Raw genomic sequence first — 22,859 nt, forward strand, 5'->3', positions numbered from 1 at the left:
TCCGGGAATATACTCGGACAGGTGCTGTCCGAGTCAAGGGGGTCTGGTTAGAGTGAACGAGTGAAGATGTCCGGCGGGGTCGAGTGGGCCCTGCATTGCTGCGTGGTGCTCACCTCGGTCGACGAGCCCGTCCCCGCGACCCGGCTGGCGGAGCTGCACGACGTCTCGGCGAGCTATCTGGCCAAGCAGTTGCAGTCCCTTTCGCGCGCCGGACTGGTCCGCTCGGTGCAGGGCAAGGCGGGCGGCTACGTACTCACCCGGGAGCCGGACTCCATCACGGTCCTGGACGTGGTTGAAGCGGTCGACGGGCCCGGCCCGGCGTTCATCTGCACAGAGATCCGCCAGAGGGGTCCGCTGGCCTCCCCCGCCGAGTCGTGCACCGTACCCTGCGCGATCACCCGCGCGATGAACGGAGCGGACGCGGCCTGGCGAGCGTCCTTGCGCGCCGTATCGATCGCCGACCTGGTCCGGAGCGTCGGCTCGGACTACGGCCCCGGCGCGCTGGCAGGCATCGGCACGTGGCTGACGACGCCGGAGGCGTGAGCTCTTGAGCGGCCTGAGTGGGCCGGTAGCCCGGGCCACCCGGGGAGCCCGGGTGGCCCGAGGGGAAAGACCTGACGGAGCAGTGGCTCGCCCGCCCCAAAAGCTGAGGGTCCATCGGTCGTTGGGAGTAGGTCCCGCGCCTCAGGCGCACTGCGCGCCTGCTGATTAGGGTCGGTCCTCATGGAGAGCACGGGGATCGTTCGTCGTCAGACGGCGGAGCGTATGCGCGACGCTCTGGAGCGGCTCGTTACGGAGCGGGATGTATGGGTGTCGACGGCTCACCCTGATCACGGACCGCACCAGGTGCCCCTGTGGTTCTTGTGGGACGGGCGAGCAGTGTGGATGTGTACCAGCGCCACTTCCGTGACTGCGCGGAACGTTCGCAAGGAGCCGCGCGTGCGCCTGTCGCTACCGGACACCTTCGACGTGGTGCTCCTCCAGGGTGAGGCGGAGTGCTTCCCGGACCGGGAGGTGCCCGCAGGCGCAGCGGAGGCGTTCGCCGACAAGTTCGGGTGGGATCCACGCGCGGAAGAGGGTTCCTTTGTGTATGTACGCGTAGTCCCGAGCACCGTGCGCGCTTGGCGCGGCGAGCCGGAACTACGCGGCAGAGTCATCATGCGCGACGGGATGTGGCTGGACCAACGGCCGTCCCTCGCCGACGTGCCTGTCTCGGATCACGGTCTACCCCTGACGGCGAGACCACACTGAGTTTGCCGAGACGCTCATGAACCCTCGCGAACCCTCATGAAGGATCGACGCTAAAGTTCCCGCATGCGTGACTTCGGGGTGGGCTTCAACTACTTGGTGCAGGGCCAGCGATGGGTGGGGAGGCACGGGAAGCAGTACGGGTTCGGGCTGCTCCCGGGACTGATCACCCTCGTGTTGTACGCGGCGGCGCTCGTCGCCCTGGCGGTGTACGGCGACGACTTCATCGGCTGGGCCACTCCGTTCGCGGACGACTGGTCCAGCCCCTGGCAGGGACTCTTCCGCGGCTTCCTGACCGTCGTGCTGTTCGCCCTCGCGCTCCTCCTCTCCGTGGTCACCTTCACCGCGGTCACCCTCCTCATCGGCCAGCCCTTCTACGAGAACCTCTCGGAGAAGGTCGACCGGGACGTCTCCACGGACGGCACGGCACCGGAGTCGGGTCTGCCGCTGTGGCGGGAGCTGTGGATCTCGGCCCGCGACAGCCTTCGTATCGTCGTGCGGGCGGCCCTGTGGGGCATCCTGCTCTTCGCCCTCGGCTTCATCCCGTTCGTCGGACAGACGGCCGTCCCGGTGATCGGGTTCTTCGTCACCGGCTTCTTCCTCACGGAGGAGCTGACCGCGGTGGCGATGCAACGCCGCCGCGTCGACCTCCGCCACCGCCTCACCCTCCTCCGCTCCCGCAAGACCCTGATCTGGGGTTTCGGTACCCCCCTCGCCGTCTCCTTCCTGGTTCCGTTCGTCGCCGTCTTCCTGATGCCCGGCGCGGTCGCGGGCGCCACGCTGATGGCCCGCGACCTGCTCGGCGAGGAGACGGTGATGAACGGCGACCGGGACAGGGACGGCGCGGACGATCAGGAACGGGCGTCCACGGGCTGAATCCCGTCCACGGGCCGACCCTCGGCGCCCGCCACCCCGCTCAGGACCCCGCCTCCACCGCCACCGTCAAAATCGCCCGCACCTGAGCAATGATGTCCAGCCGGTTCTGTACGAACTCGGCATCCGTGACCACCCCGGTCGCCGGGTCGGTGTTCCCCGTGCCGAACTGCAGCACGGGCGTGTGCACATGACCGCCGGGCAGACTGTCGTGCAGGCCGAGACGGTCGCGCAGCAGCGTCGCGCGGTAGGCGATCTCGTTGGAGAGGTAGTCGCCGCCGCCCCCGGCACGGGCCGTCGACCCCGGGGTCGGGCCGGTGGGACGTACGACCGCGGTGGTGCCGCCCGCCGGGATCTCGGTCACCGACGTGTTGTCGTACACCGGGAAGCGGCCCGTGTTCGCGGCCACGATCTCCGCGTACGGAAGGGTCGTTGACGTCCACTGCGGCTGCGAGGCCGGGTCGGTGACCGGGACGGTCCCGGCGACCCCGGTGTTCAGGTTGTCCCCGAAGCCGCCCCGCCAGGCCCCGTTGGTCCGCTCCACGTCGAACCGGCCCACGCGGCCCTGGCTGACGGTGGTGAAGAGATCCACCTGCGGCAGGGACGAACGCAGCGCCCGCTCGACCATTCCTCCCCCAGAGCCGAATGCCTGGGAGGTGCCCCCAGTGAAGTCCTCCCAGCGGACCGGGAACACGGCCGTCTCGATGCGCGCCGGACCGTCCGCGGTCTGGATCGTCGTACCGTCCAGGGCGAGGGCGCTGGCTCCGGACGGGTTGGAGATCCGGATGTCACGGTCCAGCGTGAAGGGGTCGAACCCGGTGACGAGGATCCGCTTCACGCCCTTGGCCGCGGGATAACGAATGGCGTCCTGACCACGCGAGGACACCTCCAACTTGCTCAGCAACTTGCTGCGTTGGGCATCCGTGAGCGCGAACTCCGGCTCCCACTCGCGCACGTCACGCGTCATGCCGAGCCGAGCCCAGTACAGCGGCCGGTCGTCGTCCCGGCTAAGGTCCCCGCCCGCCGGACCCCGGCCCTGCGCGCGGTCCACGGCCCGCTGCCACAGCCGCGCACCCTGCTGTACGACGGCCCGCTCGGCCTGCGCGTACGAGTCGGCCTTCTCCAGTGCCCGCGCGAACTCCGGTGCCACGGTGTCGAATCCGGAACGCCGCAGGATCTCCTGGGGCGCAGCCTTGTCGAGCCGCAGCTCCTCCACGGTGGGGGTCTGCACGGCCGAAGGGGCGGCGGACGCGGTGGGCGCCACCGCCAGCCCGGCCACCAGGGTCAGTCCGAGTACGCCGATCCGAGTACGTATGTGATTCAAGGGAGTTCTGGCCTTCCGCCGCTGTGGGGGTGCTGCCGGACGGCGAAAGTATCCCGTGACGGGTGGGGCGTACGCCATCGCAGAAAGATCCCGGTTCGCGAGCGGCCGGGGCAGGATGGAGACGGAGATGTCCAAGGGCTTCAACGCGTGCTTCAACCGGACCTCAACCGGACTTCAACGTGGAGGTGCCGCCGTGGCGGAGACCGAGCAGACCCCGCATGACCGGACCTCGCGGGACCGGACTCCGCCGGACCGGACTCCGCCGGACCAGACCCCGCCGGACCAGACCCCGCGTGACCACGCCCGCGAGGCGGTCGTCGAGGCGGCGCTCGGCAGGCTCGACCTAGACGCGAAGGCGAGGCTGCTGTCCGGGCAGGACATGTGGTCGCTGCCCGCACTCCCGGAGATCGGGCTGAAGTCCCTGGTCATGTCCGACGGCCCGATCGGCGTACGGGGCGTCCGCTGGACCGCCGACGACCCCTCCATCGCCCTCCCGTCCCCGACCGCGCTCGCCGCCACCTGGGACCCGGCCCTCGCCCGCCGCGCCGGCGCGCTCCTCGCCCAGGAGGCCCGCCGCAGACACGTCCACGTCCTGCTCGCGCCCACGGTCAACCTGCACCGCTCCCCGCTCGGCGGCCGCCACTTCGAGGCGTACAGCGAGGACCCGTATCTGACCGGACAGATCGGCTCGGGCTTTGTCGACGGCGTCCAGTCCGGCGGCGTCGCCACCACGGTCAAGCACTTCGTCGCCAACGACGCCGAGACCGACCGCTTCACGGTGAACAACCTGGTCTCCCAACGCGCCCTGCGTGAGCTCTACTTGGCGCCCTTCGAGGCCATCGTCGAAAACGCCCGCCCCTGGGGCGTCATGACCGCCTACAACTCGGTCAACGGCACGACCATGACCGAACACCGCCACCTCGTGAACGAGATCCTGCGCGGCGAGTGGGGCTTCGACGGCTTCAACGTCTCCGACTGGATGGCCGCCCGCTCCACGGCCCCCGACATCGAGGGCGGCCTCGACGTCGCCATGCCCGGCCCGCGGACCGTGTACGGCGAGCCACTCGCGCGGGCCGTACGAGCGGGTCGCATCAAGGAGCAGACGGTCGACGGGGCCGTACGCAACGTGCTGCGCCTCGCCGCGCGCGTGGGCATCCTGTCCGGCGCCGAGCCGGCCGTGACCGAGCCGCCCGCCCCCATCGACGGCGAGGCCCTGGCCCGCGAGATCGCCCACCGCGCCTTCGTGCTCGTACGCAACGAAGTACGCGATGAAGTGCGCGATGAAGTACGCAATGAAGTACGCAACGAAGTGCAGGAAGTGCGCAACGAACGCCGAGCTCTCCCGCTCAGGCCCGGCACCGTCGCGCTCATCGGCGCCGCCGCCCGCGACGCCCGCGTCCTCGGCGGCGGTTCCGCCACCGTCTTCCCCTCCCATGTCGTCTCGCCCCTCGACGGTCTCACCGCGGCCCTCCCCGAGGGCAGCCTGACGTACGCCGTCGGAGCCGACCCGAACGAGGAACTCGCCGTCGCCGACAAGGGGTTCGAGCTGCGCGCCGTCTGCCGCGACACGGCCGGTGAGGTCATCGGCAGCGGCTCCGCGCCCAGTGGCCAGATCCAGTGGATGGGCGACGATCTCCCGGCCGGCGTCACCCACGCCGCCCTCCGCACCGTCGAGCTGACCGGCACCTTCACCCCGCGCGACAGCGGCACGCACACCTTCGGTATCAAGGGACTTGGCGCCTTCACGCTCACCATCGACGGCACGACGTACTTCGACGACGTCCAGCGAGCCGAGAAGGACGACCCGTTCGTCACTTTCTTCGGTGCTCCGATGCCCCGCGCCCAGGTCGAACTGACCGCCGGCGAACCGGTGCACGTCTCCCTCACCCACGTCGTCACCCTCCCCGAAAGCATCCCCCTGAAGGTGATCGGCTTCACGCTCGCCCACCAGGAGCCGCGGCGCGACGCCGACGAACTGATCGCCGAGGCGGTCGAGTCGGCCCGCGCCGCCGACACCGCCGTCGTCGTGGTCGCCACCACCGAGCGCGTCGAGTCCGAGGGGTTCGACCGTACGGATCTCCGACTTCCCGGCCGCCAGGACGACCTGGTCCACGCGGTCGCCGCCGCCAACCCGAACACCGTCGTGATCGTCAACTCCGGCTCTCCGGTGGAGCTTCCGTGGCGTGAGGAGGTCGCGGCCGTCCTGCTGAGCTGGTTCCCCGGCCAGGAGGGCGGCGCCGCGCTCGCCGACGTCCTCACCGGCGCTCACGAGCCGGGCGGCCGGCTGCCGACCACCTGGGGCTCACTGAGCGATGCCCCGGTCACCCGGGTGACCCCGTCCGACGGTGAACTCCCGTACACCGAGGGCGTCTTCATCGGCTACCGCGCCTGGGACAAGACCGGCGTCACCCCCTCGTACGCCTTCGGACACGGCTTGGGGTACACCGACTGGACGTACGAGTCGATCGAGGTCGACGGCAGGACCGTCAGGATCCGCGTCCGCAACTCCGGCGAACGCACCGGACGGGAGGTCGTCCAGGTCTACCTGGCGCCCACTGTGCGGGACACCGCCCGCCCGGCCCGGTGGCTCGCCGGTTTCGCCGGAGTGGAGGCGGGACCCGGCGAGAGCGTCGAGGCCGTCGTCGAACTCCCGCGCCGCGCCTTCGAGGTCTGGGACGAGACGGCGAACTCGTGGGCATTTGTGAAGGGTTCGTACGAGATCCGGGCAGGACGCTCGATCGCGGACCGCCGCGTCACGTCGACCGTTACCGTCTGACGCAGGACGAGCCGCCCTCCTGAACAGTCCCGGTCCGGAACCTGACAGACCGGGCCGGGGCTCGGGAAGAACGGCGGGCCCGGAGTCTCCTGGCAGCGGGCCCGGAGTCTCCTGGCAGCGAGTTCAGAGTTCCCTAGTCCCGCACCGCGAAGCGATACACGGTCTCCGACCTGTACACCCCGCCCGGCCGCAGTTCGGTGCTCGGGAACCCGGGCCGGTTCGGCGAGTCCGGGAAGTGCTGCGTCTCCAGCGCGATGCCGTCGCCGGGCGCGAAGGGCACCGAGTCGTCGAGATGATCGGCCGTGTAGAGCTGCAGACCGGGCTCGGTGGTGGCCACGGTCAGTACGCGCCCGGACGCCGGATCGTGCAGCTCGGCGACCTCGACGGGCGCCTCGGTCAGCCCCTTGTCGAGCACGAAGTTGTGGTCGTACCCGGCGCCCGCCTTCCGCGCCTCCCGGAAGTCGAAACGGGTGCCCGCCACGTCCAGGAACTCCCCGGTCGGGATGAGGTCCGCGTCCACCGGAGTCAACCGCGAGGCGGCGATGCGGAGTTCGTGTCCGCCCGCGCTCCCCGAGCCGCCGCCGCTCAGGTTCCAGTACGTGTGGTTCGTCAGGTTCACCACGGTCGGCGCGTCCGTGACCGCCTCGTACGCGATCCGCAGCGCGCCACCCTCGTCGAGCGTGTACGTCGCCGAGACCTCCAGGCGCCCCGGGAAGCCCTCCTCGCCGTGCGGAGCGGCCCGTGACAGCCGGACCCCGTGTTCGACCGCCTGCGTGTCCCACACGCGTTTGTCGAAGCCGCGCTCGCCGCCGTGCAGGGAGTTGGTGCCGTTGTTCTGGGCCAGGTGATACGTCCGGCCGTCGAGCGGGAAGCGGCCGTCCGCGATCCGGTTCGCGTAGCGCCCGACCAACGCCCCGAAGTACGGCTCCGTATGCACGAGGTACCCGGCCAGGTCCGGGAAGCCCAGCACCACGTCCCCGGTCCGGCGGTCCCGGCCCGGCACCTCGACCGACTGCACGATCCCGCCGTACGTCAGGACCCGCACCCGTACACCGGCGCGCTCCAGTGTCCAGCGGTGGACCGGGGTGCCGTCCGGAAGGGTGCCGAAGAGTTCGTCGTACATGATCGGAAGCGTAGGTCAACCGGTCGCGGACGGACGCCTGGCCACCGCGTTACGGCGTGGTCATGCGCGCATCGGCGGACGGCCGGAGCTGCGCCGGTCAGGCCACCGGCCTCTTCGCCGTCACCACGTGATAAGCCATCTCCGCGAGCTGCGCCTGGCCGTTCTTGCTCGGGTGGAACCAGTCCCAGTGGCTCAGCTGATCGGTCCCGAAGCGGTAGTCGAAGACCGCACCGCCGTCGAAGCGGCAGTACTTGTCCTTGGCGCAGACCTCCCCCAGCACCTCGTTGTACGCCTCCACCCGGTCCTGCACCGTGTCGCGCCGCAGCGTCGCCGCAGCGTCGAGGGAGTCCGCGTCACCCAGCATCGAAGGACAGATGCCCAGCTTCCAGATCTGCTTGCCGACCGGGTTGGTGCGGCCCTCGGACCAGAGCCGCTTCAGGTCCGGCACGCTCGACACGTACACCTGGGTCTTGGGCAGCGTGGCGCGCAGCGTGCCCAACGCGTCCTCGAAGTCGGCCCGGAACTCGGCGACGGACGTCATCGCCGAAACGGACGCGCGGCAGGCGTCGTTGGCGCCCGCCATCACCGCCACCAACGCCGGCTTCTCCGTGACGGCCTGCGCCATCTGCCCGGGCAGATCCGCCATCCGCGCCCCGGTCACCGCGTAGTTCCAACTGCGCTCGGCCGCACCGGCCGTCCCCAGCAGCCGTACGGCGAGACTGTTGACCTCCTTGTCGCTGCCGGTCGCCCAGGACGCCTCCGGGCAGTCCGACAGCACGGTGCACGCGTCGAAGCCGCGCGTGATGGAGTCGCCGACCGCGGCCATGGAGTCGGGGCTGCGGTCCCAGGCAGGCGTGGGCTTCGGGGACGGCCGGGCCGCCGTGGTGCTCTTCGGCGCCGGGGAGTCACCACCCGTGGCGTCGCAACCGGCGACGCCCAGCAGGGCCGCCGCCAGGGTGGCGAAAACGGCCCGCGAACGGTGGCTACGGTTCCGCATCCCCTGGTCCCCTCGTTCGTTGTGCAGGGTCGGTCACTACCCCGACGGACACGGTCGGTCAACACCGCGTCCCCTTGGGTGAAACCTCAGTGTTTCTGCGCGCTGGGACCGACGGTACGTCACACTCCTTGCGCCGCCGCACGGTAGCCTCGCCACGTGGCAGCCCTGCCACCGCCGTCCCGCCAAGTTACAAGATGCGTCGCTCTGTCCGGAGGCCCCAGTGACGACACGTGGAGTTCTCTACGTGCACTCCGCGCCCCGCGCGTTGTGCCCGCACGTCGAGTGGGCCGTCGCGGGGGTGCTCGGCACGCGCGTCAGCCTCGACTGGACCCGGCAGCCGGCCCAGCCGGGCACCTGGAGATCAGAGTTCTCCTGGAAGGGCGAGGTCTCCGCGGCCTCCAAGCTCGCCTCCGCGCTGCGCGGCTGGCAGATGCTGCGCTTCGAGGTCACCGCCGAGCCCTGCCCCACAGCGGAGGGCGAGCGCTACAGCTGCACACCCGAGCTCGGCATCTACCACGCCGTCACCGGAATCCACGGCGACATCCTGATCCCCGAGGATCGCCTCCGCGCCGCGCTCCTGCGCTCCCAGCGGGGCGAGACCGACCTCGAAGCCGAACTCGCCAAGCTCCTCGGCAAGCCCTGGGACGACGAACTGGAGCCGTTCCGGTACGCGGGCGAGGGCGCGCCGGTGCGCTGGCTCCACCAGGTCGTCTGAGCAGTTCCCCTCAACCACACACGAAGGGCCCCACCAAGCGGTGGGGCCCTTCACGTACGTAACGCGAACAGCGGGAACTAGACCGTGCGGAACGCAAGCACCACGTTGTGCCCACCGAATCCGAACGAGTCGTTCAGCGCGGCGATCCGCCCGGAGACCGGCAGCTTCCGCGCCTCACCGCGAACGACGTCGGCGGCAGCCGCCGCCTCGGGGTCGAGGTTGTCGACGTTGATGGTCGGCGGAGCCACCCGGTGGTACAGGGCGAGCACCGAGGCGACCGACTCCACGCCGCCCGCGCCACCGAGGAGGTGACCGGTCATCGACTTGGTGGCGGACACCGCCATGTGGTCGGCGTCGTCGCCGAAGACCTTGCGCAGTGCCTTCAACTCGGCCACGTCACCGGCCGGAGTCGAGGTCGCGTGCGCGTTCACGTGCACGATCTCGGCAGGGTCCAGGTCGGTGTTGTCGAGCAGGTTCTGCAGGGCGTGGGCGATGCCGCGGCCCTCGGGTTCGGGCTGCACGATGTCGTGGCTGTCGGCGGAGATGCCCTGGCCGACCGCCTCCGCGTAGACGCGGGCACCGCGCTTGGCGGCGTGCTCGGCCGACTCCAGGACGAGGACGCCGGAGCCCTCACCGAGGACGAAGCCGTCGCGCGCGAGATCGTAGGGGCGCGAGGCGCCCTGGGGGTCGTCGTTGTTCTTGGACATCGCCATCATGTTCCCGAAGGCGGCGATGGGCAGCGGGTGGATGGCCGCCTCCGTACCACCGGCGACGACGACGTCGGCGCGGCCGGTACGGATCATCTCGATCGCGTAGCCGATGGCCTCGGCGCCCGACGCGCAGGCGGAGACCGGGGTGTGCACACCGGCGCGGGCGCCGACAGCGAGGCCCACGTTGGCGGACGGACCGTTCGGCATCAGCATCGGGACGGTGTGCGGGGAGACGCGGCGTACGCCCTTCTCCTTCAGCACGTCGTACTGGTCGAGGAGGGTGGTGACGCCGCCGATGCCGGAGGCGATGACCGCGCCGAGCCGGTCGGGGTCGACGTTCTTGTCCTCGCCCGCCTTGTCGGTGAAACCGGCGTCGGCCCACGCCTCCTTCGCCGCGATCAGCGCGAACTGCGCCGAGCGGTCAAGTCGACGGGCCTGCGGGCGCGGGATGACCTCGCTCGGCTCCACGGCGATCTGCGCCGCGATACGGACGGCCTGCTCGGAGGCCCAGTCCTGTTCCAGGGCGCGGACGCCGGAACGTCCGGCGACCAGGCCCTCCCAGGTTGAGGCTGCGTCGCCACCCAGCGGTGTGGTTGCGCCGATACCGGTGACGACCACGGTGCGATTGGTCGGGCTCACGGGAATTCTTTCTCCAACGGATACGAGGATTCAGCGGCGCCACCGCCGGGTGGCGGGGCAGTCAGCCCAGGGATCGGGCAGTCAGCCCAGAGTTGACCGGGAGGATCAGCCCTGGTTCTTGAGGATGTAGTCGGTGGCGTCGCCGACGGTCTTGAGGTTCTTGACGTCGTCGTCCGGGATCTTCACGTCGAAGCGCTCTTCGGCGGCGACGACGACCTCGACCATGGACAGCGAGTCGACGTCCAGGTCGTCGGTGAAGGACTTGTCCAGCTGGACGTCCTCGGTGGGGATCCCGGCGATCTCGTTAACGATCTCGGCGAGACCTTCGACGATCTCTTCCTGAGTGGCGGCCATGTCAGGCGCTCCTTCGGTATGTATCCAGAGGGTGTGGCGGTACTCCGGCCGGAAAGATCCGGACGGTGTGCCTAGGGGAGGGTAACGACCGTGGCGGCGTACACGAGACCCGCCCCGAAGCCGATGACGAGCGCGGTGTCGCCGCTCTTCGCCTCGCCGGTCGCCAGAAGCCGCTCCATCGCGAGCGGAATCGAGGCGGCCGACGTGTTGCCGGTGGTGCGTACGTCGCGGGCGACCGTGACGTGCTCCGGCAGTTTCAGTGTCTTCACCATCGAGTCGATGATCCGCTCGTTGGCCTGGTGAGGGATGAAGACGTCCAGGTCGGCCGAGGTGATCCCGGCCGCGTCCAGCGCCTGCTGAGCGACCTTCGCCATCTCGTACACGGCCCAGCGGAACACCGCCTGGCCCTCCTGCGTGATGGCGGGGAACTTGACCTCGCCCTTGGAATCGCGCGGCAGGGCGGACAAGTCCGAGGCACGGAACTCGTCCCACGGCACGGTCTGCTTGATCGTGTTGGACTTGTCGCCCTCGCTGCCCCAGATCGTCGGGCCGATGTGCGGCTCCTGGGAGGGACCCACGACGACCGCTCCCGCGCCGTCACCGAAGAGGAAGGCCGTCGCGCGGTCCTCCAGGTCGGTGAGGTCGGAAAGACGCTCGACGCCGATGACGAGGACGTACTCCGCGGAGCCCTCGACGACGATGCCCTTGGCGAGGGTCAGGCCGTAGCCGAAGCCCGCGCAGCCGGCCGAGATGTCGAAGGCGGCGGCCTTGTTCGTGCCGAGCTTGTCGGCGATCTCGGTGGCGATGGCAGGGGTCTGGCTGAAGTGCGACACGGTGGAGACGACGACCGCGCCGATCTGCTCGACGCTGATCCCGGCGTCGGCGATCGCCTTGCCGGACGCCTCGATGGACATCGCGGCGACGGTCTCCTCGTCGTTCGCCCAGTGCCGGGTCTCGATGCCGGAGCGCGAACGGATCCACTCGTCGGACGAGTCGATCGTCTCGAGGATCACCTCGTTGGGCACGACCCGGACGGGACGGTAGCCGCCCACGCCGAGGATGCGCGCGTACGGGGCGCCCTTGCTGGGCTTGATCTTCGACATGCTCTCAAGCTCCTTGTCGGGCACTGTGCTCGGCGATGAGTTCGCGAGCCGCGTCGAGGTCGTCGGGGGTCTTCAGCGCCAGCGTCCTGACGCCGGGCAGGGCGCGCTTGGCCAGTCCGGTCAGGGTGCCGCCGGGGCACACCTCGAGCAGCGCGGTGACGCCGAGCTCCTTGAAGGTGTCCATGCACAGGTCCCAGCGGACCGGGTTGGCGACCTGCCCGACCAGCCGGGCGACGACCTCGTCGCCGGTGGCCACGGCCTGGCCGTCCTTGTTCGAGACGTACGGGAACTTCGGGTCCGCGGGGGCCAGCTCCTCGGCCGCCTTGGCCAGCGCGTCGACGGCGGGCGCCATGTGGCGCGTGTGGAAGGCACCGGCGACCTTCAGAGCGACGACCTTGCGGACGCCCTCGGGCTTGTCCTCGGCGAGCTCGGCGAGCTGCTCCAGCGTGCCGGCCGCCACGATCTGGCCCGCGCCGTTCACGTTCGCCGCCGTCAGGCCGAGCTTCTCCAGGTGCGCGACCGTCGTCCCGGGATCGCCGCCGAGCAGGGCGGACATCCCGGTCTGTGTGATGGCGGCGGCCTCGGCCATAGCCAGGCCCCGCTTGCGTACGAGGTGGAGGGCGGCCGTGTCGTCCAGCACTCCCGCGAACGCGGCGGCGGTGATCTCACCGACGCTGTGGCCCGCGACGGCACCCGGGGTCACCTCGCCCAGCGCGGCGGCGGACAGCAGTCCGGCCGCGACGAGCAGCGGCTGCGCCACGGCCGTGTCGCGGATCGAGTCCGCGTCGGCCTGGGTGCCGTAGTGGGCAAGGTCGAGCCCGATGGCGTCCGACCAGCCGGCGAGGCGGTCGGCCGCGCCGGGAAGGTCGAGCCAAGGAGTCAGGAAGCCGGGCGTCTGGGCGCCCTGGCCGGGAGCGACGAGTACGAGCACTCTCACACTCTCTCTTGTGGACGGCCACAACCGCCCGTGGGGACAGGGACGAAGAACACGAAGGGGAATTGTAGGGCCCCGACAAAAGCCTAGGTTTGTGGATCTCCGCCCGCCAAACGCCCCAGGATCAGTGCGATGCGCAACGTGAACGCGGAGCGTACGTCCGAGGGCGACCAACCGGTGACGTCAGTCACACGTCGGAGCCGGTAGCGCACGGTGTTGGGATGGACGAAGAGCATCCGGGCCGCGCCTTCGAGACTGCTCGCCTGCTCCAGATAGACGGCGAGGGTCTCCAGGAGAGCGGAACCGGCCTCCTCCAGGGGTCTGTAGATCTCCTCCACCAGCTGGTCGCGAGCGGCGGGGTCACCGGCGATGGCGCGCTCCGGCAGCAGATCGTCCGCGAGTACCGGCCGCGGCGCGTCCTGCCAGGCGAAACACGCCTTCAGCCCGGCGGCGGCGGCCTGCGCGGAGCGGGTGGCGGCGAGCAGGTCGGGTACGACGGGCCCCGCGACGACGGCGCCGGCCGCATAGGGCCCGATCAGCGACTTGGCGACGGCGAGCGGGTTGTTGCTGCCGCCCGCGATGACGACCAGCCGGTCCCCGAGCACCCCGGTCAGGACCTGGAGCTTGGCGTGCCGCGAGGCCCGCCGGATGGCCTCGACCGTCAGCTCGCTGTCACCGTCGGGCGCGGTACCCAGCACCACGCAGACATGTTCGGGTGAGTTCCAGCCCAGCGCCGAGGCCCGGCTGACAGCGCCCTCGTCGGCCTCGCCCGACAGCACGGCGTTCACGACGAGCGATTCCAGGCGGGCGTCCCAGGCCCCCCGCGCCTCCGCGGCCTGGGCATACACCTGGGCGGTCGCGAAGGCGATCTCGCGAGCGTAGACGAGGAGCGCCTCACGGAGCACGGACTCGTCACCCGGCGACGCGACCTCGGGGACCGCGCTTTCCATCACCTCGATCGTCGTTCGCACCATCTCGACGGTCTGACGCAGGGTGATCGCCCTGGTCAGTTCGCGTGGTGCGGTCCCGAACACATCGGTGGAGATGGCCTGCGGGGCGTCCGGACGCCGGAACCACTCGGTGAAGGCCGCGATTCCGGCCTGGGCGACCAGACCGATCCAGGAACGGTTCTCCGGGGGCATGGCCCGGTACCACGGCAGCGTCTCGTCCATCCGCGCGATGGCCTGCGCGGCGAGACTCCCGGCCGACTTCTCCAACCGCTTCAGGGTCGCCGCGTGCGCGCGGGCGTCGAGCGGTGGGCGTGCGGTGTTGCTGGTTTCGGGTTCGGGCACGGGACAAGACTGCCTTATCCGGACGCAGGTGTGCGGCGGCGGGTCGCGTAAACACCGGGAGAGCGCCGGGGCGCGGCTACGGTGGGGCTGTGATGGATGTCCGCCGCGCCGACGAGCGCTACAGCGGAGGGGACCCGGCGACCGGGATCTCCTCGCTCCATGCCTTCTCCTTCGGACCCCACTACGAGCCGGACAACCTCCGTTTCGGCGCGGTGATCGCCTGCAACGAGGAGTGGCTCGCCCCCGGCGCCGGCTTCGACGAGCACCCGCACAGCCATACCGAGATCGTCACCTGGGTGGTCGAGGGCGAGTTGACCCACCGCGACTCCACCGGCCACGAGTCGGTGGTCCGCCCCGGTGACGTGCAGCGCCTCAGCGCCGGGGGCGGCGTCCGCCACGTGGAACGCAACGACGGCACGCAGCCGCTGACCTTCGTCCAGATGTGGCTGGCCCCGCTGGAGCCCGGCGGCGAACCCGCCTACGAGATCGTCCACGGCATCGCGGACTCCACGCCGTACGCCGTCCCGGAGGCGGGCGCCATGCTCCATGTACGCCGCCTGACGGCGGGGGAGCGGACGGCGATTCCGGACGCGGCGTACGCGTACGTCCATGTCGTACGCGGTGAAGTCCGCCTGGACGGCGAGGAGCTGGGCCCCGGTGACGCGGCCCGCATCACCGACGCGAAGGACCTGGAGGCGGTGGCGGGGTCTCCGGCGGAGCTACTGGTGTGGGAGATGACGGAATGACGGTGTCCCGGCCGCCGGACGGCCGGGCGCACTGTCGGCCGACTGGGCTCAGCCGGACGTGGGCTCCTCCGCGTTCCGCCACACCGTGATGTCCACGGACACGTAGTCGCTGGGGTCGCCGGTCGGCGCCGAGCCCTGGAAGGTCACCAGGGCGATGTGGCCGGACTCGGTGTGGACGCACATCTGGGAGCCCTTGGAGAGCTGGCCGAGGGTGACGGTCGCCGCGTACCGGGTCTCCGCGCGGCAGACCTCGAGGGAACCCTTCCGGGAGTTGTTCAGCAGGACGATCTTGTCGCTGCTGCTGCCCACGTGCCTGTCCTCGAGGAAGCTCGTCACGGAGTAGTAGAAGTCCCTGTCTTCCTTGTAAGCGGCGTCCCCGCCGCTGTCGGCCGGCCTGGGTGGCGAGTCGGCGAAGCGTACGTAGTAGCCGTCGGGAATGTTGATCCCCTTGTAGGTGGCCGGCTTGGGGTCGGGGAGCGCCCCGGAGCCGCTGGAGTCCGAGCTTCCGCTGGTACCGGAGGCGGAGTTGTTCTTCGTGTCGTCGTCCATGTTGCCGAGGAGCGAGACGCAGCCGCCGACCATCACCACGAGCACCCCCGCGATGATCGCGAGGACCTTGCCCGCATTGCTCTTGGGCGGCGGGAGGGGCTGGGAGTACGGGTACGGGTACTTCTGGGCCGACGGCTGCGGCTGCCAGGTGTTCTGCGGCGGGTACGGCGCCGTCGGATGCGTGGGGTACGTCTGGTGCGCGGGTTGCTGTACGTACGGCGGCGGGGTGGGCGGAGGCGTCGGGACGTGGGCCGCGTGCACCGTGTGTGCGGCCGGGTCGACGCCCGGAGTGTTCAGCTGGGTCACCGGAGCGGTCGGCGGAGGCACCGCGTCGGCCGGTGTCGCCGGGGCGTCTGCGCGGGCCGCGAGGAGCTCCGCCGACGCCGAGACCCGACGGGTGATCTGCTCGCCGATCGGATCCGGCAGCCAGGACCCGGACTGGCGCAGCGGGGTGGGCGAGGCCTCCTGGCACAGGGCGATGACCTCGGCCGGTGAGGGCCGGTCGGCCGCATTCTTGGCCAGCAGGCGTGTGATGAACCGGAGTTCGTCCGGGAGGCCCGTGAGGTCCGGCTCCTCGTGGACGATGCGGTACAGCACGGCGTGCGAGGGCCCGTCCCCGTACGCGGAGCTGCCCCGTGCCGCGTACGCGGCGACCTGGCCGAGGGCGAAGATGTCCGAGGCGGGGGTGAGCTCACCCCGCCCGGAGGCCTGCTCCGGTGACATGAAGGCCGGGGTCCCGATGGATACACCGGTGTTGGTCAGCGCGGTGGCGTCGGCGGCGCGGGCGATGCCGAAGTCGATGACCCGGGGGCCGTCGGCGGCGAGCAGCACGTTCGAGGGCTTCAGGTCGCGGTGGACGATTCCCGCGCCGTGGATGACCGACAGCGCCTCCGCGATCCCCGCGATCAGCAGCAGGACCGTCGGCACCGGCAGCGGGCCGTGCTCGGTGACCGCCGAGGCCAGCGAGGGGCCGGGTACGTAGGCGGTGGCCAGCCAGGGCTGGGTGGCGCTCTCGGTGTCGTGGTCGAGGACCGGTGCGGTGTACAGGCCCTGGACGCGCTGGGCGGCCTGGACCTCCTGCTTGAACCTGCGGCGGAACTCGGGGTCCTCGCTCAGCTCCGGCCGGATCGTCTTCAGTGCGATCGGGTGCCCGCCCGGCGTGTACGTCAGGTACACCGTGCCCATGCCGCCCGAGCCGAGCCGTGCGGCGAGCCGGTAGCCCGCCACGACCGTCGGGTCGCCGTCCTCCAACGGGCGGAAATGCCCGCCCGGTTGTGTCTCGCCCATCGTTCTCCCCCGAAATTTGTGAGGCATCTGTGCAGGGGGAGGGTAGCCGAACGGATCAATAACGTCTCAGGCGGAGCCTTCAACTCCGGGTTCGTTCACCACTTCTTGACGTCTTCGAGCACCGCGTCCGTGAACGGCGGCCAAGCCTCGACGGCCCACGGCCCGAACGCCCGGTCGGTGAGAGCCGCGCAGGCCACCCCCGCGACGGGGTCGATCCACAGGAACGTACCCGACTGCCCGAAGTGCCCGAACGTCCGCGGCGAGGACGAACCCCCCGTCCAGTGAGGGGACTTGGAGTCGCGGATCTCGAAGCCGAGCCCCCAGTCGTTGGGGTTGCGGTGCCCGTACCCCGGCAGGACGCCCTTCGTGCCCGGGAACTGGACGGTCATCGCCTCCGCGACCGTACGAGGGTCGAGGAGTCGCGGGGCCTGGACCTCGGCCGCGAAGCGCACGAGGTCGTCCACCGTGGACACCCCGTCCTTCGCGGGTGACCCGTCGAGCGTGGTCGACGCCATCCCCAGCGGAGCCAGCACCGCCTGCCGCAGATACTCCCCGAAGGGAATGTCCGTCGCCTTGGCGATGTGTTCCCCGAGCACCTCGAAGCCGGCGTTGGAGTACAGCCGCCGCTCCCCGGGCGCGGAGGTCACCCGGTGCTCGTCGAAGGCGAGTCCGGAGGTGTGTGCGAGGAGATGACGGACGGTCGAGCCCTCGGGCCCGGCGGGTTCGTCGAGCTCGATGGCGCCTTCCTCGTACGCGACGAGGACGGCGTACGCGGCAAGCGGCTTGGTCACCGACGCGAGCGCGAAGGGCCGCGCAGCGGGCCCATGGCTCCCGAGCAGCGTGCCGTCCGCGCGGACGACGGCCGCCGCGGCGGTGGGAACGGGCCAGTTCTCGATCAACGCGAGGCTCTGCAGGGACATGCCTACGAGCCTAAGCGGCTCAGAGCTGGAGCCGCATCGAGGGGTCCGGCTTGCGCACGAAACCGAGCGAGGCGTACAGCGGCTCGGCCTCCGCGGAGGTGGTCAGGTTCACCTGGCGGACGCTCCGTTCGCGGAACCAGTCGAGGAGTGTCTCGACGCCCGCGCGGGCGTAACCGCGGCGCCGTGCGTCCGGATCGGTGGCGACGCTGAAGACGTATCCCATCGCGCCGCGCGGATTCCCGGCGTTCCCGATGCGGTAGTCGATCGTCCCGGCGACGAGGGCCGCCAGCGCGTCCGGCCGGTCCGGGTGGTCGATGACGAAGGCCGCGAAGTCCCCGTCGGGGTCGGCGAGCCTGGCCCTTACGGTGGGAAGCGACTCGGCGTGCCAGGAAATGGACGAATCGGTGCCGGAGACCGAGTCGAGCATCACCTGGCGCAGTCGCAGTACTTCCTCGGCGTCCGCGGGCACGGCACGGCGTGCAAGAGTCATGATCCGTAACGTAGACACCGCGAGCGGGCGACGTCACCGGATTTTCATGGTTCCGCTTGCTTGGAGTGCACTCCAGGGTTTTAGCGTGGAGGTCATGACGGTGATGGAGACCACGGCCGAGGCCGCCGAGACCGGTAGCAGTCCCGATCTGTGCGCCGCACACCCTGAGCGGGAGCTGCGGCGCCCGGACGGCCAGGACAACTACACGATCAGCGAGGTCGTCGCCTACACCGGCCTGACCGCGCACACCCTGCGCTGGTACGAGCGGATCGGGCTGATGCCGCACATCGACCGCTCGCACACCGGACAGCGCCGCTACACCAACCGCGACCTGGACTGGCTGGGCCTCGTCGGCAAGCTGCGGCTCACCGGTATGCCGGTCGCCGACATGGTGCGGTACGCGGAGCTGGTGCGCGCGGGCGACCACACCTACATCGAGCGCTACGAACTCCTGGAAGCGACCCGCAGGGATGTGCAGTCCCGGATCGCCGAGCTCCAGGACACCCTCGCGGTGCTCGACCGCAAAATCACTTTCTACGCGGACGCCGGGCGTGCCCTGGCGTCGGAGAGGTCCTGATGACGGACAGCAAGATCGCGAAGGTGCAGCTCGGAACCGGCGGCCCCGAGGTCGGGGTGCAGGGCCTGGGCTGCATGGGCATGAGCTTCGCGTACGGTCCCGCCGACGCCGACGAGTCGCGGGCCGCCCTGGAGCGGGCGCTGGAGCTCGGCGTCACGCTCTACGACACCGCGGACGCCTACGGGCAGGGTGAGAACGAGAAGCTCCTGTCCCCGTTCTTCAAGGCGCACCGCGACGAACTCGTCATCGCGACGAAGTTCGCCCTGACCATCCCGCCGGACGACCCGACCAAGCGGATCATCCGCAACGACGCGCCCTACATCCGGCAGGCCGTCGAGGCGAGCCTGCGGCGGCTGGACGTCGACGTGATCGACCTCTACTACATGCACCGGCGTGACGTGAACATCCCGATCGAGGAGACCGTCGGGACCATGGCCGAGCTGGTGCGCGAGGGCAAGGTCAAGCATCTCGGGCTGAGCGAGGTGACGGGCGGGGAACTGCGTGCCGCGCAGGGTGTGCATCCGATCGCCGCCGTGCAGTCGGAGTGGTCCCTGTTCAGCCGTGACATCGAGGCCGGGGTGGTTCCGGTGGCGCGCGAGCTGGGCGTGGCGCTCGTGGCGTACTCGCCGCTCGGGCGTGGGTTCCTCACGGGGTCCTTCGCGGACGCCGGGAAGGAGCTGGGGGCGAACGACTTCCGGAGCCAACAGCCCCGCTTCAACGGTGAGAACGCGGCCGTCAACGCCGCGCTCCTCGACCCGGTACGTGCCGTCGCCGACGCCCATGGCGCCTCGCTCGGCCAGGTCGCACTGGCCTGGGCGCAGCAGCGGGCGGCCGTGTACGGGTTCGCCGTCGTCCCGATTCCCGGCACCACCAAGGCGAAGCGCGTCGAGGAGAACACGGCCGCGACCCGGATCGTCCTCACCGAGGCCGAACTGGCCCTGCTGGAGCCCATCGCCGCCAAGGTCGCGGGCGACCGCTACGCGGACATGGCCTTCACTTCGGCGGCCCGGGAGTAGCGGGGGCGGTCTCTCAGCCCGTCCGGCGTTTGAGGACGAGGCCGTTCAGGCCGAAGCGGGGGTCTGGGGGCGGCAGCCCCCAGGAACAAGGGACGGGCAGGGGCGGAGGGGGCGAATCCAACTTCCCCGCCCCGGGGGGGGGGGGTTACAGCTCCGCCAGCAACTCCGCCTTCTTCGTCGAGAACTCCTCGTCCGTCACGAGCCCGGCGTCGCGCAACTCGCCGAGGTGCCGGATGCGCTCGGCGATGTCGGCGGGGTCACACCGGGACGCGGGAGGCGCCGCCGGGGCCGGCACAGGCGCCCCGCCAGAACCCCGTACCGCGGCCAGCACAGCCGCCGCGAACGGCAGCGACTCGTGCACCGGCCCGTACCCGAGCCCGAACACGACCGCCGCCGGATCCTGGTCGGCCTGCACGGGCTGCGCCTCGGCCGGCTCACGGCGCAGCAGCCGCAGATGCCCCTCGAAGATCTCGGGCGAGCGCCATTCGACACCGCTGAGGCCGGTGACGGGGAAGGTCTGGTCGCCGGCTTTCCACTTCGCCGACGAGGCTCCTGTCCAGAACCACCGGAAGGACACCGACCTGCCGTCGAAGGACGCCTTGCCGTCGTACGCCTTGAAGTGCAACGGTGCCTCGGGCGGTTCGACGAGATACCGCTCGGCGGGTTCGTCGTCCTTCGTGAGCTGCGCGCGCAGCTCGTCCGCGTAGTACTCGGCGAGCGTCTCGCGCTCGGCGGGCAGCACCAGGCGATAGGGGTCGCAACCCTCCTTGAGCTGTCCCGCCGCCGCCTCGATGAGGGGGTCGGCGCCCGGTCTGGGGACCGCGCGCAGCACGACCGTGCCGCGCTTCCCGGGCGTCAGTGTCACCGCCGCGATCGCGTCGAGCGGGATACGGCGTTCGCCGAGCGCCTGGAACAGCTTCGGCGTGCGGATTCCCCGTTCGAAGCGGATGAGCACGGAGTCGGACCCGAACTCCCAGGCGGCATGAAATCCGGCCAGTACGTCACCCATGCGGGCCATCGTATGCGGCACAGGGGCCGGCGTCGCCTCCCTTGGCGGACCGCGGTTCTTTCGCTTCTACGCGCGTCAGGCTGACGACCCGCCGGACAAACCCGTCCGGCACGCGTCATCCGTGTGTGCGCAGTCGACCGAGCCGTACGCGCCGATGCCGATCTCCGCGAAGTTGTGGAGGCTGTCGGTGCCCGGCTCGAAGTAGCCGGTGTGACCCTTCGCGTCCCGCGCGGACAGCACCCGCGCTCCGAACGCCGTCGACACCGGGTCGGCGCCGTGTCCGAGCCCGCCGACCTCCAGATGCGGTACGTCCTGGATCCAGTCGTCGGAGTCCCGCATCGCCCAGACCTGGGCGGTGGTGTGCAGTCCCGCGACCGTGTCGGCCCGCATGCCCGGGCTGCCCGCGACCGCTATGTCGGAGACCCGTGAGGGCAGCTCATGGGCGGCGACCCCGCACAGCACGGAGCCGTAACTGTGGCAGTACAGCGCCACCGAAGAGCTTCCCGGCAGCGCCCGCACCAGGGCGTTCAGCCGGACCGCGCCTTCCTCGGCGCGCATCGCGGTGGCCGAGTCGATGCCGAGCCCGCTGGGTGCGGTGTAGTCGGCCCAGGCGATCACGGCCGTACGCGTGGTGGGGCTCGCCTGGCGCTCCGCCGTGTACAGGGAGTGCGCCATGCCGACGGGCGCCGTGTACTTCTTGGCCGTGCGCTGGAAGGTGAGCAGGTCGGTGTCGACGCCGGGCACCACGACGGAGACGCGCTCGGCCGTGTCGAGATCTCCGACGACCTCGGCGATCCGGCCCCCACCCAGGGGGTCGAAGGCGAGGATCTTGCGGCCCTTTTCGAGCAGCGCCTCGTAGCGGTGCATGCGGCGGCCCGCCTCGTGCTGTCCGAGTGGCGAGAGCCGGGTGTCGTGCATGCGTGTGAGCTCGACCTTCCGCTGTTCCGCCAGGGCGAGGCGGTTCGCGCGGTAGCGCAGGGTCACGGGCGCGCCGTTCATGTTGCCGACCGCGAGCGAGTAGCTGCGGGCGAGACGGTCGCGCTGGCCGGCGTCGAGCGAGGCGAAGAAGCGGGCCACGACACTCGGCGCGGAGTCGGTGTCCGGGAGCGGGCTCCCGGCGAGGCTCCCGTGGTCCCACGCGGAGCGCGAGGATTCGAGGGCCGAGGACCCCCGATGACTGTGAAGCGCGGTCCAGCCACTGGTGGCCAGCATCACGAACACAACGGCCAACGCGAGCAGTGCGCGCCAGACGTTCAGTTGGGGAGAAGCGTCGAAGGAAGTCACTGGGAGGACACACTAGGAGAACAAACGGGTCTCGCGTTAACCGAGTGAGGCGGATCACGTTTCTGGTGCGGTAATTGGGGCAAAGCGTGTTCAGTTTGCGCTAAATACTCACGCTGGGTGAGAAATGCCGGATCTCTGTGAGGGATCTGTAACTCTCCGTCCGGTGTGAGCGGCGTGGGCTACACGGGTCGGACGTCTTTCCGTACGGCAGGAGTTATTCCGTACGCCATGTTTCCGCCAACGAGGGCCCCACATGGCCGAGATATGAGGCGGTCAGTTCGCGGATCGCCTCGACGCCGATGTCCTCGCCCTGACCCCACAGGCGGCTCGTCATGCGCATCACCCCGCCGAACACGGCGACGGCGACGCGCGGGCGAGGGTCTCCGTCCACGTCGAGTCCCTCGCGCTCGGCGATCACCTGGGCGATCTCCTCCTCCAGCTCCACGGAACGGCGGAGACTGACGGCGAGCAGTGCGGGTGTCGACTCGATCAACCGCAGGGTGCGCATGTGCAGTTCGATCGGGATGACGGCCTCGATCGCCTCACCGATGGTGTCCCAGCTCTCCAGGACGGAGCGCCGCAGGGCCTCCAACGGGGCTTCGTGGAGCGGGCGTTCGCGCACTGCGGTGAGGAACTGTGATTCCGTGAGCCGCTGGGTGAACAGGGCGGCCTCCTCCTTGCCCGCGAAGTAACGGAAGAAGGTTCGCTGCGAGACGTCGACGGCTTCGGCGATCTCGTCGACGGTCGTCTGCTCGTACCCCTGGGTGGTGAACAGTTCGAGGGCGGCGTGCAGGAGCGCGTCCCGGGTGCGCTGTTTCTTGAGTTCCCGCAGTCCCTGCCGTGGCGCCGGGCCGGGACGGTCCGCCGTGTCCATGGTCCCTCTCCTCTGGTCC

22 protein-coding genes are annotated in these 22,859 nt (G+C 70.3%); 8 read left to right on the forward strand and 14 right to left on the reverse strand.

All coding sequences use genetic code 11. The features are described 5' to 3' along the window. Positions 1–66: 66 nt before the first annotated feature. The 3 genes from ACFYPC_RS08500 to ACFYPC_RS08510 all read left to right on the forward strand — a co-directional run bounded on the left by ACFYPC_RS08500 (position 67) and on the right by ACFYPC_RS08510 (position 2,124). Positions 67–543 (forward strand): RrF2 family transcriptional regulator, encoded by a 477-nt coding sequence (locus ACFYPC_RS08500; protein ID WP_388673398.1) that lies wholly within the window; start codon positions 67–69, stop codon positions 541–543. A gap of 180 nt (positions 544–723) precedes the next feature. Then, entirely contained in the window at positions 724–1,251 is a 528-nt protein-coding gene (locus ACFYPC_RS08505) for a pyridoxamine 5'-phosphate oxidase family protein (RefSeq protein ID WP_388672695.1), read from the forward strand. A 63-nt stretch (positions 1,252–1,314) separates the two neighbouring features. Beyond that, the gene (locus ACFYPC_RS08510; protein WP_388672697.1) at positions 1,315–2,124 is read left to right on the forward strand and encodes an EI24 domain-containing protein; all 810 of its coding nucleotides are present in this window, start codon (positions 1,315–1,317) and stop codon (positions 2,122–2,124) included. Positions 2,125–2,164: 40 nt separating this feature from the next. Here the strand turns inward: ACFYPC_RS08510 and ACFYPC_RS08515 are convergent, their stop codons facing one another. After that, a complete protein-coding gene (locus ACFYPC_RS08515; protein ID WP_388672699.1) occupies positions 2,165–3,445 on the reverse strand; it encodes a pyroglutamyl peptidase in 1,281 nt (426 codons plus the stop codon). A 193-nt stretch (positions 3,446–3,638) separates the two neighbouring features. Here ACFYPC_RS08515 and ACFYPC_RS08520 point away from each other — a divergent pair, with 193 nt between their 5' ends. Next, positions 3,639–6,221 (forward strand): glycoside hydrolase family 3 protein, encoded by a 2,583-nt coding sequence (locus ACFYPC_RS08520; protein WP_388672701.1) that lies wholly within the window; start codon positions 3,639–3,641, stop codon positions 6,219–6,221. A 133-nt stretch (positions 6,222–6,354) separates the two neighbouring features. Here the strand turns inward: ACFYPC_RS08520 and ACFYPC_RS08525 are convergent, their stop codons facing one another. Continuing rightward, positions 6,355–7,344 carry an aldose epimerase family protein gene (locus ACFYPC_RS08525; protein WP_388672703.1) on the reverse strand — a complete coding sequence of 330 codons (990 nt, stop codon included), beginning with the start codon at positions 7,342–7,344 and terminating at the stop codon, positions 6,355–6,357. 97 nt (positions 7,345–7,441) lie between these two features. Then, positions 7,442–8,341 carry an SGNH/GDSL hydrolase family protein gene (locus ACFYPC_RS08530; RefSeq protein ID WP_388672705.1) on the reverse strand — a complete coding sequence of 300 codons (900 nt, stop codon included), beginning with the start codon at positions 8,339–8,341 and terminating at the stop codon, positions 7,442–7,444. Positions 8,342–8,561: 220 nt separating this feature from the next. On the opposite strand from ACFYPC_RS08530, the gene ACFYPC_RS08535 reads away from it, so the two are divergent. Next, positions 8,562–9,056 (forward strand): DUF3145 domain-containing protein, encoded by a 495-nt coding sequence (locus ACFYPC_RS08535; RefSeq protein WP_388672707.1) that lies wholly within the window; start codon positions 8,562–8,564, stop codon positions 9,054–9,056. A 77-nt stretch (positions 9,057–9,133) separates the two neighbouring features. Here ACFYPC_RS08535 and fabF read toward each other — a convergent pair whose 3' ends face one another. The 5 genes from fabF to ACFYPC_RS08560 all read right to left on the reverse strand — a co-directional run bounded on the left by fabF (position 9,134) and on the right by ACFYPC_RS08560 (position 14,088). After that, positions 9,134–10,405, reverse strand: a complete 1,272-nt coding sequence (fabF, locus tag ACFYPC_RS08540) for a beta-ketoacyl-ACP synthase II (protein WP_388672709.1) — start codon at positions 10,403–10,405, stop codon at positions 9,134–9,136. A gap of 105 nt (positions 10,406–10,510) precedes the next feature. Beyond that, on the reverse strand, positions 10,511–10,759 hold the full coding sequence (locus ACFYPC_RS08545; RefSeq protein ID WP_326723380.1) for an acyl carrier protein: 249 nt from the start codon (positions 10,757–10,759) through the stop codon (positions 10,511–10,513). 71 nt (positions 10,760–10,830) lie between these two features. Continuing rightward, the gene (locus ACFYPC_RS08550; protein ID WP_388672711.1) at positions 10,831–11,862 is read right to left on the reverse strand and encodes a ketoacyl-ACP synthase III; all 1,032 of its coding nucleotides are present in this window, start codon (positions 11,860–11,862) and stop codon (positions 10,831–10,833) included. A 4-nt stretch (positions 11,863–11,866) separates the two neighbouring features. Next, the gene (locus tag ACFYPC_RS08555) at positions 11,867–12,793 is read right to left on the reverse strand and encodes an ACP S-malonyltransferase (protein WP_388672713.1); all 927 of its coding nucleotides are present in this window, start codon (positions 12,791–12,793) and stop codon (positions 11,867–11,869) included. Positions 12,794–12,882: 89 nt separating this feature from the next. Continuing rightward, positions 12,883–14,088, reverse strand: a complete 1,206-nt coding sequence (locus ACFYPC_RS08560) for a PucR family transcriptional regulator (RefSeq protein ID WP_388672715.1) — start codon at positions 14,086–14,088, stop codon at positions 12,883–12,885. Positions 14,089–14,180: 92 nt separating this feature from the next. Here ACFYPC_RS08560 and ACFYPC_RS08565 point away from each other — a divergent pair, with 92 nt between their 5' ends. Further along, positions 14,181–14,834 carry a pirin family protein gene (locus tag ACFYPC_RS08565; RefSeq protein WP_388673400.1) on the forward strand — a complete coding sequence of 218 codons (654 nt, stop codon included), beginning with the start codon at positions 14,181–14,183 and terminating at the stop codon, positions 14,832–14,834. A gap of 48 nt (positions 14,835–14,882) precedes the next feature. Here ACFYPC_RS08565 and ACFYPC_RS08570 read toward each other — a convergent pair whose 3' ends face one another. The 3 genes from ACFYPC_RS08570 to ACFYPC_RS08580 all read right to left on the reverse strand — a co-directional run bounded on the left by ACFYPC_RS08570 (position 14,883) and on the right by ACFYPC_RS08580 (position 18,080). Continuing rightward, positions 14,883–16,670 carry a protein kinase gene (locus ACFYPC_RS08570; protein ID WP_388672717.1) on the reverse strand — a complete coding sequence of 596 codons (1,788 nt, stop codon included), beginning with the start codon at positions 16,668–16,670 and terminating at the stop codon, positions 14,883–14,885. A gap of 95 nt (positions 16,671–16,765) precedes the next feature. Beyond that, a complete protein-coding gene (locus ACFYPC_RS08575; protein ID WP_388672719.1) occupies positions 16,766–17,590 on the reverse strand; it encodes a serine hydrolase domain-containing protein in 825 nt (274 codons plus the stop codon). Positions 17,591–17,609: 19 nt separating this feature from the next. Further along, positions 17,610–18,080, reverse strand: a complete 471-nt coding sequence (locus ACFYPC_RS08580) for a GNAT family N-acetyltransferase (protein WP_388672721.1) — start codon at positions 18,078–18,080, stop codon at positions 17,610–17,612. A gap of 94 nt (positions 18,081–18,174) precedes the next feature. On the opposite strand from ACFYPC_RS08580, the gene ACFYPC_RS08585 reads away from it, so the two are divergent. Continuing rightward, positions 18,175–18,657: a MerR family transcriptional regulator gene (locus ACFYPC_RS08585; protein WP_388672723.1), complete on the forward strand. Its 483-nt coding sequence runs from the start codon at positions 18,175–18,177 to the stop codon at positions 18,655–18,657. After that, positions 18,657–19,673, forward strand: coding sequence for an aldo/keto reductase (locus ACFYPC_RS08590; protein ID WP_388672725.1), 1,017 nt, complete (start codon positions 18,657–18,659; stop codon positions 19,671–19,673). The genes ACFYPC_RS08585 and ACFYPC_RS08590 overlap by 1 nt, the downstream gene beginning before the upstream one ends. 145 nt (positions 19,674–19,818) lie before the next feature. On the opposite strand, the gene ACFYPC_RS08595 is transcribed toward ACFYPC_RS08590, so the two are convergent. From ACFYPC_RS08595 to ACFYPC_RS08605, 3 genes are all read right to left on the reverse strand, one after another. Continuing rightward, the gene (locus ACFYPC_RS08595) at positions 19,819–20,691 is read right to left on the reverse strand and encodes a DUF4429 domain-containing protein (protein ID WP_388672727.1); all 873 of its coding nucleotides are present in this window, start codon (positions 20,689–20,691) and stop codon (positions 19,819–19,821) included. Between the two features lie 66 nt (positions 20,692–20,757). Next, complete coding sequence (locus ACFYPC_RS08600; protein ID WP_388672729.1) at positions 20,758–21,966, reverse strand: alpha/beta hydrolase; 1,209 nt, start codon at positions 21,964–21,966, stop codon at positions 20,758–20,760. 214 nt (positions 21,967–22,180) lie between these two features. Then, complete coding sequence (locus ACFYPC_RS08605; protein ID WP_388672731.1) at positions 22,181–22,840, reverse strand: TetR family transcriptional regulator; 660 nt, start codon at positions 22,838–22,840, stop codon at positions 22,181–22,183. Positions 22,841–22,859 lie beyond the last annotated feature (19 nt).

The organism is Streptomyces sp. NPDC005808 (assembly GCF_042871385.1).
Lineage (GTDB): Bacteria > Actinomycetota > Actinomycetes > Streptomycetales > Streptomycetaceae > Streptomyces.